This is a genomic window from Frateuria sp. (assembly GCF_013362045.1).
In the GTDB taxonomy this organism is placed as follows: Bacteria; Pseudomonadota; Gammaproteobacteria; order Xanthomonadales; family Rhodanobacteraceae; genus Frateuria_A.
This window is the reverse complement of the sequence record NZ_JABFWW010000224.1, coordinates 1-11,905: the sequence shown is the minus strand read 5'-3', so window position 1 is coordinate 11,905 and position 11,905 is coordinate 1. Positions and strand designations below refer to the sequence as shown.

Genomic DNA, 11,905 nt, shown 5'->3' with positions numbered 1-11,905 from the left:
GCCACACCGGGCCAGGGCGGCCGTCCGCACAACCGCGGCAACCGGCCGCAGGGCCATGGCGGCGGCCGCCCGCCGGGCGGTCGCGGCGGCAACCGGCACGGCAACCGCTGAGGCGCATCGGGATGAGCGTGCGCATCTACCACAACAGCCGCTGCTCCAAGTCGCGCGGCACGCTCGAACTGCTGCAGGCCCGCGGCATCGAGCCTGAAGTGGTCAATTACCTGGACACGCCGCCTAGCGCGGACGAGCTCAGGAACCTGCTGCGCATGCTCGGCATGACGCCACGCCAGTTGCTGCGTACCGGCGAAGCCGAGTACGCGGAACTGCGACTCGCCGATCCTGCGATCGATGACGAAGCCATCCTGCAGGCGATGACCGCTCACCCGAAGCTGATTGAACGGCCCATCGTGGTCGCCAACGGCAAGGCCGCCATCGGCCGCCCGCCGGAAGCGGTGCTGGCCATCCTAAGCTGATCGCAGGTGATCGCAGACACTCGCCTGCGGGGAGGCTGAGGGGCAAGCTGCGCTTTCAATGCTTTCCCCTATTTCCCTCCGTGAGGGCTGCCCGAAGGGTGGAGCGGGTTCGGCCGTGCGTGGTCCCCGGGTGCCATCGCTCCACAGGAGGGCGAGGATCTCGGATTCCGGCTAAAGCTCCAGGCGGAACTCGTCGGCATCCATCCAGGCCGGAAAGCGCTCGCGATGCGCAAGCAGCGGTGCGGGGTCCAATCGCAGCGTGGCGACCTGCTCCTGAGCGCCCAGTTCGATCAGCGTCTCGCCGACCGGGTCGATCGCGGCGCTGTCGCCGGCGTAGGCGATCTCGTTGCCGTCCACGCCCACGCGGTTGACGCCCACCACGTAGGCCAGGTTCTCGATCGCACGTGCGCGCAGCAGGGTGCGCCATGGTTGCCGGCGCGGCGCGGGCCAGTTGGCGACGAACAGCGCCAGGTCGTAGTCCATGCCGCCGGCCGCGCCTTCCAGCCGACGATTGCGCAGCCACACCGGGAAACGCAGGTCGTAGCAGACCTGCGGCAGGATGCGCCAGCCCTTCAGCTCGACGACCAGCCGCTCGCGGCCGCCGCCGTACCGGGTGTGCTCGCCGGCCATGCGGAACAGGTGGCGCTTGTCGTACTGCGCGTGGCTGCCGTCCGGACGCATCCAGAACAGGCGGTTGTAGACGGTACCGTCCTCGTTGATCGCGAGGCTGCCGCAGACCACCGCATTCACCTCGGCGGCCAGCGCGCGCAGCCAGGCCACGCCTTCGCCGTCCATGGTGCCGGCGCTGGCGCGCGTGTCGTTGCTGAAGCCGGAAAGGAACGTCTCCGGCAGCACCACCAGATCGCTGCCGCGCGCCTGGCGCGCCAACGCGCCGTAGTAGTCCCGGTTGGCCGGCGCGTCGTGCCAGCGCGTGGCACCCTGCACCAGGCTGACGGTCAACGGTTGCAGGTTCACAGGCGGCATAGGCGCTCCGCGGCGGCGGCGAGCGTGGCGTCGCTCTTGGCAAAGCACAGGCGCAGCAGGCGCGCGTCCGCCGGCTTCTCGTAGAACGGCGTCAGCGGGATGCCGGCCACACCGCCGTGTTCGACCAGCCAACGCGAGAAGGCGACGTCGTCCTCGTCGCGGATGGCCGAGTAGTCGACCAGCTGGAAGTAGCCGCCCGGCACGTCCAGCAGCTTCAGGCGCGAGGGCGCAAGCAGCGCGCGGAAGTGGTCGCGCTTGGCCTGGTAGAAGTCCGGCAGCTCCAGGTAATGCGCCGGATCGCTGGCCAGGATCTCGGCAAACGCCGCCTGCGCCGGATGGAAAGTGCAGAAGGTGAGGTACTGGTGCACCTTGCGGAACTCCGCCGACAGCGCTGCCGGCGCCACCGCGTAGCCGACCTTCCAGCCGGTGCAGTGGTAGGTCTTGCCGAAGCTCGACACCACGATGCTGCGCTCGGCCAGTTCCGGATGGCGCAGTACGCTCTCGTGCCGCCTGCCGTCGTAAACGATGTGTTCGTAGACCTCGTCCGACAGCACCACGATGTCGGTGTCGCGGGTGATTTCGGCAAGGGCGTCCAGGTCCGCGGCCGACAGCACCGCCCCGGAGGGGTTGTGCGGGCTGTTGATCAGGATCATCCGCGTCTTGGGCGTGATCGCATCGCGCACGCGTTGCCAGTCGATCGCGAAGTCCGGCAGCGTCAGCGGAATGTGCACGGCGCGCGCGCCCTGCAGTTCGATCGCCGGCTCATAGGAGTCGTAGGCGGGGTCGAACACGATCACGTCCTCGCCCGGCCGCACGATGGCCGCGATCGCCGAGAACAGCGCCTCGGTGGCGCCGGAGGTCACCGTGACGTCGGTGAGCGGATCGACGGGTCGTCCGTACAGTTGCTGCGTCTTACGTGCGATCTGCTCGCGCAGCGGCGCCGTGCCGATGCCGGGCGCGTACTGGTTCTTGCCTTCGGCCATCGCGCGCGTCAATGCGTCGCGCAGCGACTGCGGCGGCTCGAAATCGGGAAAGCCCTGCCCCAGGTTCACCGCCTGGTGATCGAGCGCCAGCTGGCTCATCACGCTGAAGATGGTGGTGCCCACCTTGGGCAGCTTGGTGTCGATGTTCATGCGTCCGGATGTCTGGAAGGCCAAACGCGAAGCCTAGCACGGCTCACGCCGGCGGCTGCTCGAGCGGCGCCAGCGGACGCAGCTTGCATTGCTCGTGCTTCTGCCGCGTGGCGTCGGGCAGCCGCTCGGCGAGGAAATCCACCAGCGCCCGCACGCCCGGCAGCATGCCGCGCCGGCTCGGGTAGACGAAGTGCATGGTGCCCTCCGGCACGCTCCAGTCGGGCAGCACCACCTCCAGCTCCCCGCGCGTGATGGCCGGCGCGCAGACGAACTCGGGCAGCAGCGCGACGCCGAGCCCGCGGCGCGCAGCTTCCAGCAGCAGGGCGAATTCGCCGGTGACGAGCCGCGCCCCCATCTCCACCGTAACGCGCTCGCCGCGTGCATCGATCAGCTCCCAGACCTGCGCGCCCTCGTGCTCCTGCATCGACAGCGCAGGCAGTGACGAAAGCCCGGCAGGTACCTTGGGCCGCCCGAGGCGGTCCAGCAGCGTGGGGCTGGCCACCGCCAACACGCGGGACAGGCCGAATGTGCGCATCACCAGGTTGGCATCGCTGTCCAGTTTGTTGCGCACGCGGATGGCGATGTCGTAGCCCTCGCCCACCACGTCCACGCGGCGATTGCTGGAAAGCACGCGCACCTGCACCTTCGGATATTGCGCCATGAAGTCGGGCAGCACGTGCGCGACGACCGTCTGCGCCAGCGAGACCGGGCAGCTCAACCGCACCACGCCGCGTGGCTCGGCGCGCAGTTCGTCGACCGCTTCCTGCGCGGCCCGCGCCTCCTCCAGCACCGCGCGGCAATGGCCGTAGAAGCGCTCGCCCACTTCAGTGATCACGAAGCGGCGGGTGGTCCGCTGCAGCAGGCGCACGCCGAGGCGTTCCTCCAGTTGCGCCACGCGCTTGCTGAGCCGCGACTTGGGAATGCCCAGCGCGCGCCCGGCAGCAGAGAAACCGTTGTGCTCGACCACCATCGCGAAGAAGTAGAGGTCGTTGAGGTCCTGCAGCGTGCCGTCGAGGGTCATGGCCTTTGTTTCCCATTGGGAACGATAAGTTCGATATTAGCCGACTTATCAGGAGATTGTCCCAAAACTATCGTAGCTCCCGTCGCCGGCATGCCGGCCTTTGATCGGAGCCACGCCATGAAACTGCTGCATATCGACTCGAGCGCCCTGGGCAGCCACTCGGTCTCGCGCGGGCTGACCGCCGACATCGTCTCTCGGTTCAAGCGCAACCGCCCGGACGCGAACGTCCGCTCCCGCGACCTGGCGGCGCAGCCGCTGCCGCACTGGTCGCCGGTGGCCGACGCCGCCGATCCGGCAGCCCTGCTCGGCAGCGAAGTGATGGACGAGTTCCTCGCCGCCGACGTGATCGTACTCGGCGCGCCGATGTACAACTTCGGCATTCCCAGCCAGCTGAAGTCCTGGATCGACCACATCGCAGTGGCCGGCAAGACCTTCCGCTACACCGCCAACGGGCCGGAAGGCCTGGCCGGCGGCAAGCGGGTGATCGTCGCCTCCAGCCGCGGCGGTTTCTATGGCGCCGATACCGCCGGCGCGGCGATGGACTTCCAGGAGAGCTACCTGCGCGCGGTGCTCGGCTTCCTGGGCATCACCGCGATCGAGTTCGTGCGCGCCGAGGGCGTGGCGGTCAGCGCCGACCACAAGGAGCAGGCGTTGGCGGCGGCGAAGGAAGCGATCGGGACGTTGTTGCCCAAGGCGGCGTAACCCCCACGCGATACCACCAATCGCCTCGCGCAAACCGTTCGTGCTGGCCGCAGGCCGAAGTCGAAGCACCTCTCAGGGCCCTTCGACTTCTGCGCTTTGCGCCTACGCTCAGGGCGAACGGCTTTCTCTTTTTCGTCGCGCGTCCCTGTCGGTGGAAAAACCGGCCACAGCCCGACACACTGCGGACTTTCCCTGCACAGGAATCCGCACGCATGAACCACTCCCTGCGTCTGTCCCTGCTCGCCCTGCTGGCCATCGCGCCGGCATTGCAGGCCGCCGATCTGTACGTGCACAACGTCAAGGGCTACACCCTGGACGGCCACGGCAAGCTGCAGCACTTCGATGCGCTGCTGGTCGACCGCGGCAAGGTGGTCGCCACCGGCACCGATGCCGCGCTGGCCAAGCGGGCGGGTCGTGCCAGGGTGGTCGATGGCCACGGCAAGACCCTGCTGCCGGGCCTGATCGATGCGCACGGCCACGTGCTGGAACTGGGCTACGCGCTCACCCAGGCCGACCTGACGGGCACGCAGTCGCTCGACGAGGCACTGGCGCGCATCAAGGCTTATGCCAAGGCCCACCCGGATGCCCGCTGGATCACCGGCGGCGGCTGGAACCAGGTGATCTGGAAGCTCGGCCGCTTTCCCACCGCAAAGGAACTGGATGCCGCGGTCGCCGACCGGCCGGTGTGGCTGAGCCGCGTCGACGGGCACGCCGCCTGGGCCAACACCGCGGCCATGAAGCTCGCCGGCATCACCCGCGACACCAAGGATCCGCCGGGTGGCCGCATCGAGCGCGACGCCCAGGGCAACCCGACCGGCGTCTTCGTCGACGGCGCCACGGCGCTCATCAGCGCGCCCGAACCCACCGACCCGGAACGCGCCGCCGCGCTCGATACCGCACTGGCCGACATGGCGCGCGTGGGCCTGACCGGCGTGGACGATGCAGGCATCGACCTGCCCAACTACCGCCTCTACAAGCGCTACGCCGACGAGCACAAGCTCACCGCACGCATCTATGCGATGGTGCGCGATACCGGCGAAGCCTTCGACACGATCGCCGCGGAAGGCCCGCTGGACGGCTACGGCGACGGTCTTCTCACCGTGCATGCGGTCAAGCTGTTCGCCGACGGCGCGCTGGGCAGCCGCGGCGCGGCCATGCTCCAGCCCTATTCGGATGACCCGCACAACCACGGACTGTTGCTCATGAGCCCGGGCACGATGGCCTCGAAGATCGAGAAGGCCTTCGCCAAGGGCTACCAGGTCAACATCCACGCCATCGGCGACGCGGCCAACCGCGAGGTGCTCGACGCCTTCAGCGCAGCCTACAAGGTGCATCCGGAAGCGAAGGCCCTGCGCAACCGGGTCGAACATGCGCAGATCGTCTCCATGAAGGACATCCCGCGCTTCGTGCCGCTGCAGCTGATCGCCTCGATGCAGCCCACCCACGCCACCTCCGACATGAACATGGCCGAGGATCGCGTGGGCCACCAGCGCATCCAGGGCGCCTACGCGTGGCGGCGCTTCCTCAAGCAGGGCACAGTGGTCGCGTTCGGCTCGGACTTTCCGGTGGAATCGCCCAACCCATTCTTCGGCCTGCATGCGGCGGTGACCCGGCAGAACCACCAGAACCAGCCGCCTGGCGGCTGGTACCCGGACCAGAAGCTGAGCCTCGTCGAGGCGTTCCGCGCCTTCACCCTCGACGCGGCCTATGCCGGCCACGCGGAGAAGGCCCAGGGCACGCTGGAGCCGGGCAAGTACGCCGATTTCATCCTGATCGACCAGGACATCTTCAGCATCAACCCGCAGGACATCTGGAAGACCAAGGTGCTGGGCACCTGGTTGGGCGGCAAGCAGGTGTATTCGGCCGGCCACTGAGGCATGCACTCTGCCCTCTCCCCGACCAGGCCGGGAGAGGGCGCATGAGCGCCGGGCGCGGCAAAGCGCGCCGTAATCCATTGATTTCAATCAAGGCACAGGCATAGCCCATCAGTCATGGGCAGTTGCCTGTTGACGCTTTCTTGGATGGTGTTATAGTTCACTACAACACCGGTCCACGAGGTCACTAAAGGAGACCCGCCATGAAAGCGCAGAACCTGATCGCCCTGGCCGCCGCCACGCTGTTCACCGCGACGGGCCTGGTTGCCCTGAGCTCCCCGGTGCGTACCGCGCCGGTTTCCGAAATCAACGGCATCCGCGTGGTCAACCTGGCCCCGGTCGAGGTGCACCCCGGCGCGAGCGAAATGCGCGCCGCGCTGCTCGGCGAGGCCGACCTGTCCAGCGCCTTGCTCGTGCCGGCACTGGACGCGCACGCCGGAGCGGGCGCCACCCTGCTCGGGGCGCAGCTGGCTATGCCCTACTATTCGTTTGGCACCCAGATCGCCCGTGCCAGCAAGGAATAACGTATGACCATCACCTGGAACGACAGCGTCCCGATCTACCGCCAGCTGCGCGAACGCGTAGTGGCGATGATCCTGGATGGCGCCTTGAACGAAGGCGACTCGCTGCCGTCGGTACGCCAGGTGGCAGCGGACTTCCAGATCAATCCGCTGACGGTGTCCAAGGCGTACCAGGAGCTGGTCGACGATCAACTGGTCGAAAAAAGGAGGGGGCTGGGCATGTTCGTCACCGAAGGGGCCCGCGAGGCCTTGCTGAAATCAGAACGCGAGCGCTTCCTGCGCGAGGAATGGCCGGCGCTGTATGCGCGCCTGCAGCGCCTGGGGCTCGATCTCAAGACGCTGATGCGCGAAGCGCCGGCCAACACGGAATCGCAGCCATGAGCGCCATCGTCACCGCGCGAAGTCTGAGCAAGCACTACAAGAACGCCACCGCGCTGGACGGCGTGAACTTCACGATCGAATCCGGCCGCATCGTCGGCCTGATCGGCCCCAACGGCGCCGGCAAGACCACCGCGCTCAAGGCGATCCTGGGCCTGACCAGCTTCGAGGGCGAGCTCAACGTACTGGGCTATGACCCGCGCACGCAGCGCGACAAGCTCATGGAGCAGGTCTGCTTCATCGCCGACGTGGCGGTGCTGCCGCGCTGGATCCGCGTGCGCGAGGCGATCGACTTCGTCGCCCACGTGCACCCGCGCTTCGACCGCGCCAAGTGCGAAGGTTTCCTCAAGCGCACCAAGCTCACGCCCGACCAGCGCGTGCGGCAGATGTCCAAGGGCATGATCGTGCAGTTGCACCTGGCCCTGGTGATGGCCATCGACGCGCGCCTGCTGGTGCTGGACGAACCGACCCTTGGCCTGGACATTCTCTACCGCAAGCAGTTCTACCAGAGCCTGCTGGAGGACTACTTCGACGAGAACAAGACGATCATCGTGACCACCCACCAGGTGGAGGAGATCGAGCACATCCTTACCGACCTGATGTTCATCCGCGACGGCAAGATCGTGCTGGACACCGACATGGACGCCGTCGGCGAGCGCTTCGCCGAGGTGATGGTCGCTGCCGACAAGGCCGCCTCCGCCCGCACGCTCAACCCGCTGGACGAGCGCCAGGTGTTCGGCAAGAGCATTTTCCTGTTCGACGGCGCCGACCGCGCGACGCTGGAGGCGCTGGGCGAGATCCGCCGGCCGTCCGTCAGCGACCTGTTCGTCGCCACCATGAAAGGGACCTACGCATGAAAACCTTCACCTGGCTCGTCAAGCGCGAGTTCTGGGAACACCGCGGCGGCTTCCTGTGGGCGCCCGTGATAACCGGCGGCATTTTCCTGCTGCTGAACCTGATGGCGATCATCGCCGCCGAAGTCGTAGGCTCCCGCCATGGCGTGCGATGGGGGGCCAGCAGCGAGCTGCAGGAGGTGATCAGGCGCATGGATGCCGGCGACCTGAGCCAGGTCGGCACGGCGCTGGACATGGCGATGTATTCGTCGATGGCGTTGCTTACCGTGGTGCTCGGCTTCGTGGTGTTCTTCTACTGCCTCGGCGCGGTGTACGACGAGCGCCGCGATCGCAGCATCCTGTTCTGGAAGTCGCTGCCGCTCTCGGATTCGGCCACGGTGCTGTCCAAGGTCGCCAGCGCGACCCTGGTGGCGCCCATCATCGCCACGCTGGTCGGCCTTGCCGCGGGCATCCTGCAGCTGGTCATGCTCGCCGTGGCGCTGTCCTTCCATGGGGTCGACGTATGGCGGCTGCTGCTGCTCTCCCATCCGTTCCGCGTCGCCGCCAACCTGATCGGCTACATCCCGCTGTACCTGCTGTGGGCGCTGCCTTCGGTGGGCTGGCTGCTGCTGTGCTCGGCATGGGCGCGAACCAAGCCGTTCCTGTGGGCCGTCGCTCTGCCGGTGGCCACCGGCCTGCTCGTCACCTGGTTCGGCATCATGGGCCTGTTCAACCTGTCCTCCGGCTGGTTCTGGCAGAACATCGTGCTGCGCGCCCTGTTCAGCGCTTTCCCCGGCGCGGGAGTGGCCTGGAATGCCGACCGCCTGACGGTGTCCACCGACGGCGGCCATGCCAGCCTGGACTTCATGAACCTCGGCCAGACCTACCAGATGCTCGGCTCGGCCAACCTGTGGATCGGCGTGCTGGCCGGTGCGGGCCTGATAGGCGCGGCCATTTGGTTCCGCCGCTGGCGCGACGACAGCTGACGCATCGGGGAGACGACTCATGTCCCGTCGAAATCTCGCCCTAGCCTTCGCAGCCGGCCTCCTATTGGCTGGCTGCGGCAACGGCGGCCACTCGACCAGCATCGCCGACGGCGGCATCGTCGTCCGCGGCGGCGAAGTCACCCTGCACGGCAACGGCGGCATCGAAGGCCGGCTCGATGCCGCCGGCGACCTCGCGGTGGACGGCCACGCCATCGCCATCGACCCGGCCCAGCGCGAACAGCTCAAGCAGTACTACCGGGCAGCCCTTGCCGTGCGCGAACACGGCCTCGCCACCGGCATGGCCGGAGCGAGCGTGGCAGTGGACTCGCTCAAGAGCGCCGCCACCAAGGTAGTGGGCGGCGACGGTAGGCAGGCCGACGCCAGGCTCGAGGCCGCCGCCAGCCGGATCAGGCAGGAAGCCTCGAAGATCTGCCTGGACATGCAGCAGATCAAGGCCGCGCAGGACCGGTTGGCGACCTCGCTGGCGGCGTTCAGGCCTTTCAGCGGAATCATCGGCAACGATGGGACCGGCTGCCGGGACAAATCGTGACCTGATGCCGCCTGGCGCGGCGCCAAAAGCAACGACAGCGAGGACGCATGAACGGAATCGCCCGGCTTGCCGGCCTGCTTTACCTGATCACCGTGGTTGCCGGCAGCTTCTACCTGGGTTACGTGCCTTCGCAGCTGGCGGCCCATGGCGATGCCGCGGCCACGGTCGCCCGCATCCAGCAGTCGGAGGCGTTGTTCCGCTTCGGCATCCTGGCGGAGGTGGTCTGCAATGTCGCCTTTCTGCTGTTGCCGCTGGCGCTCCATCGGTTGCTGAGCCAGGCCGGCCGGCGTGCCGCCGTGGCGATGGTGGCACTGGCCACGGCCAGCGTGCCGATTGCCTTCGCCAACATGTTGCACCACCTAAACGTGCTCTCGCTGCTGGGGCACGCCGACGGACTGCGCGCGCTCACCGCCGAACAACTGCATGTCCAGGTGATGCTGCAGCTCGACGCCTACCGGCAGGGCCTGCTCCTGCTGGAGATCTTCTGGGGCCTGTGGCTGCTGCCGTTCGGCTACCTGGTGTTCAAGTGCGGCTTCCTGCCTCGCGTACTGGGCGTGCTGCTGATGCTCGGATGCCTGGGCTACCTGGCCGATTTCCTCGGCACGCTGTTGCTGCCTTCGTATCCGGCATCGGCGGCCGCGCAGTACGTCATGCTGCCGGCTTCCCTCGGCGAAATCGGTACCTGCCTGTGGCTGTTGCTGCTGGGCGTACGCCTGCCGCCGAAGTCTGCGGTCACCGCCGGCATGTCCTCTTCCGGCTCTATCGATACAGGGAAAGACGATGGTTTCGACGCGACTTGAAGACCCGAAGATCCACGTGCGGTTCAAGCTGTCCGCGCTGTGGACGTCCATCATGTTCTGCTACATCTACGGGGATTTCTGGGGGCTGTATCGGCCCGGCAGCCTCAAGGACATCCTCGATGGCATCGGCCCACTGGGGCCCACGAGCCAGGGTTCGCTGGTGGCCGTTTCCGTGCTGGTCGCCGTCCCGGCGGTGATGGTCTTCCTGTCGCTGGCCCTGCCGCCGGCGCTGGCCCGCTGGCTCAACGTCCTGATCGGGGCGGCCCTGACCGCGATCGTGCTCGCCACGCTGCCGGGGGCATGGGCCTTCTACGTGTTCATGAGCATCGTCGAAGTGGTGCTGCAGCTGGGAGTGCTCTGGTACGCCTGGCGCTGGCCGCGGCAGGCGACGCCTTGATCGCAGGCGCCGGCGTGGACCGGCGCATTGATGTCCGAAAACGGCGAGTCCGGCGATCGGAGCGGTGCTAGCCTGCGCCGCATGTCCACCCTGCCCGACCACCAGATCTGCGAACAGGCGCGCCTGAGCCGCGATGCGCGCTTCGACGGACTGTTCTTCACCGCCGTCAGCAGCACGCGCATCTACTGCCGCCCGGTCTGTCCGGCGCCATCGCCCAAGGCGTCCAACGTGCGCTACTACGCGAACGCCGCAGCCGCGGAAGCGGACGGCTACCGCCCGTGCCTGCGCTGCAGGCCGGAACTGGCGCCCGGCAACCCCGCCTGGCACCGTGGCGAACACGTGGTGGCGCGTGCGTTGAAGCTGATCGACGCGGGTGCACTGGCCGATGGCTCGCTGGATGCCTTGGCAGGCCTCGTCGGCGTGGGTGCGCGCCAGCTGCGCCGGCTGTTCGTCGAGCACCTGGGCGCACCGCCGCTCAGCGTGCACACCACGCGACGGCTGCTGTTCGCCAAGCAGTTGCTGACCGAGACCGCGCTGTCGGTCACCGAGGTGGCGCTCGCTTCGGGCTTCGGCAGCCTGCGCCGGTTCAACGCCGCCTTTGCGCAGGCCAACCGCATCGCCCCGCGCGAGCTTCGCCGCCGGCCGCACTCCCTCGATGCCGGCGAGGCACTGGTGCTGCGGCTGGGCTACCGGCCGCCGTACGACTTCGACAGCGTGCTCGATTTCCTGCGCACGCGCTCCCTCCCAGGCATCGAGCAGGTGGATGCGCATGCCTACGCGCGCGTGTTCGGTCCGGCCGATGCACCGGGCTGGCTGCGCCTGTCCGCCTGGCCGGGCGACGAGCACGCGCTCCGATTGGAACTGCACTGCCCGCGACCGTCCGAGCTGCTTCCACTGGTGACACGACTGCGGCGCATGTTCGACCTCGACGCCGAACCGCGCGCGATCGCAGCCACCCTCGGCGCGGGCGGCGTGCTGGCGCCGCTGTTGCGCAAGCGCCCGGGCCTGCGGCTGCCTGGCGGCTGGGACGGCTTCGAGATCGCAGTGCGCGCGGTGCTCGGCCAGCAGGTCACCGTCGCGGCCGCGCGAACGCTGGCGCGCCGTCTCGTGGACGCCTTCGGCGCGCCCGTCGCGACGCCGTGGGACGACATCCACCGCGCATTCCCCGCGCCCGAGACGATCGCGGCGCTGCCGATCGAGCGCATCGCCGAGCTCGGCATCATCCGCACGCGCGCCGCGGCCCTCGTGGCGTA

The 11,905-nt window shown here is 68.1% G+C and carries 14 protein-coding genes; 11 read left to right on the top strand and 3 right to left on the bottom strand.

Going from position 1 to position 11,905, the window contains the following annotated elements:
- The first annotated feature begins 122 nt into the window (after nt 1–122).
- A complete protein-coding gene (gene arsC / locus HOQ08_RS10805) occupies nt 123–473 on the top strand; it encodes an arsenate reductase (glutaredoxin) (RefSeq protein ID WP_291194412.1) in 351 nt (116 codons plus the stop codon).
- Between the two features lie 171 nt (nt 474–644).
- Here the strand turns inward: arsC and HOQ08_RS10800 are convergent, their stop codons facing one another.
- From HOQ08_RS10800 to HOQ08_RS10790, 3 genes are read right to left on the bottom strand one after another with little or no spacing between them, the layout of a single operon-like run.
- A complete protein-coding gene (locus HOQ08_RS10800; protein WP_291194409.1) occupies nt 645–1,457 on the bottom strand; it encodes an amidohydrolase in 813 nt (270 codons plus the stop codon).
- On the bottom strand, nt 1,445–2,590 hold the full coding sequence (locus HOQ08_RS10795; protein ID WP_291194406.1) for a pyridoxal phosphate-dependent aminotransferase: 1,146 nt from the start codon (nt 2,588–2,590) through the stop codon (nt 1,445–1,447). The genes HOQ08_RS10800 and HOQ08_RS10795 overlap by 13 nt, the downstream gene beginning before the upstream one ends.
- A 43-nt stretch (nt 2,591–2,633) precedes the next feature.
- On the bottom strand, nt 2,634–3,611 hold the full coding sequence (locus HOQ08_RS10790) for a LysR substrate-binding domain-containing protein (protein ID WP_291194403.1): 978 nt from the start codon (nt 3,609–3,611) through the stop codon (nt 2,634–2,636).
- 117 nt (nt 3,612–3,728) lie between these two features.
- On the opposite strand from HOQ08_RS10790, the gene HOQ08_RS10785 reads away from it, so the two are divergent.
- The 10 genes from HOQ08_RS10785 to HOQ08_RS10740 form a co-directional block, all read left to right on the top strand.
- Nucleotides 3,729–4,313 (top strand): FMN-dependent NADH-azoreductase, encoded by a 585-nt coding sequence (locus tag HOQ08_RS10785; RefSeq protein ID WP_291194400.1) that lies wholly within the window; start codon nt 3,729–3,731, stop codon nt 4,311–4,313.
- A 212-nt stretch (nt 4,314–4,525) separates the two neighbouring features.
- Nucleotides 4,526–6,187 (top strand): amidohydrolase, encoded by a 1,662-nt coding sequence (locus tag HOQ08_RS10780; protein ID WP_291194398.1) that lies wholly within the window; start codon nt 4,526–4,528, stop codon nt 6,185–6,187.
- A 203-nt stretch (nt 6,188–6,390) separates the two neighbouring features.
- The gene (locus HOQ08_RS10775) at nt 6,391–6,711 is read left to right on the top strand and encodes a hypothetical protein (protein ID WP_291194395.1); all 321 of its coding nucleotides are present in this window, start codon (nt 6,391–6,393) and stop codon (nt 6,709–6,711) included.
- Between the two features lie 3 nt (nt 6,712–6,714).
- A complete protein-coding gene (locus tag HOQ08_RS10770) occupies nt 6,715–7,089 on the top strand; it encodes a GntR family transcriptional regulator (RefSeq protein WP_291194392.1) in 375 nt (124 codons plus the stop codon).
- Complete coding sequence (locus HOQ08_RS10765; RefSeq protein ID WP_291194389.1) at nt 7,086–7,943, top strand: ABC transporter ATP-binding protein; 858 nt, start codon at nt 7,086–7,088, stop codon at nt 7,941–7,943. Before HOQ08_RS10770 ends, HOQ08_RS10765 begins: the two co-directional genes overlap by 4 nt.
- Nucleotides 7,940–8,905, top strand: a complete 966-nt coding sequence (locus HOQ08_RS10760) for a hypothetical protein (RefSeq protein ID WP_291194386.1) — start codon at nt 7,940–7,942, stop codon at nt 8,903–8,905. Before HOQ08_RS10765 ends, HOQ08_RS10760 begins: the two co-directional genes overlap by 4 nt.
- Before the next feature lie 19 nt (nt 8,906–8,924).
- Nucleotides 8,925–9,455: a hypothetical protein gene (locus HOQ08_RS10755; RefSeq protein ID WP_291194383.1), complete on the top strand. Its 531-nt coding sequence runs from the start codon at nt 8,925–8,927 to the stop codon at nt 9,453–9,455.
- Nucleotides 9,456–9,502: 47 nt separating this feature from the next.
- Entirely contained in the window at nt 9,503–10,255 is a 753-nt protein-coding gene (locus HOQ08_RS10750; protein ID WP_291194380.1) for a DUF4386 domain-containing protein, read from the top strand.
- A complete protein-coding gene (locus HOQ08_RS10745; RefSeq protein ID WP_291194376.1) occupies nt 10,236–10,652 on the top strand; it encodes a DUF6326 family protein in 417 nt (138 codons plus the stop codon). The genes HOQ08_RS10750 and HOQ08_RS10745 overlap by 20 nt, the downstream gene beginning before the upstream one ends.
- Before the next feature lie 81 nt (nt 10,653–10,733).
- The coding region (locus HOQ08_RS10740) for an AlkA N-terminal domain-containing protein (protein ID WP_291194372.1) at nt 10,734–11,905 on the top strand (1,172 nt) is incomplete at its 3' end.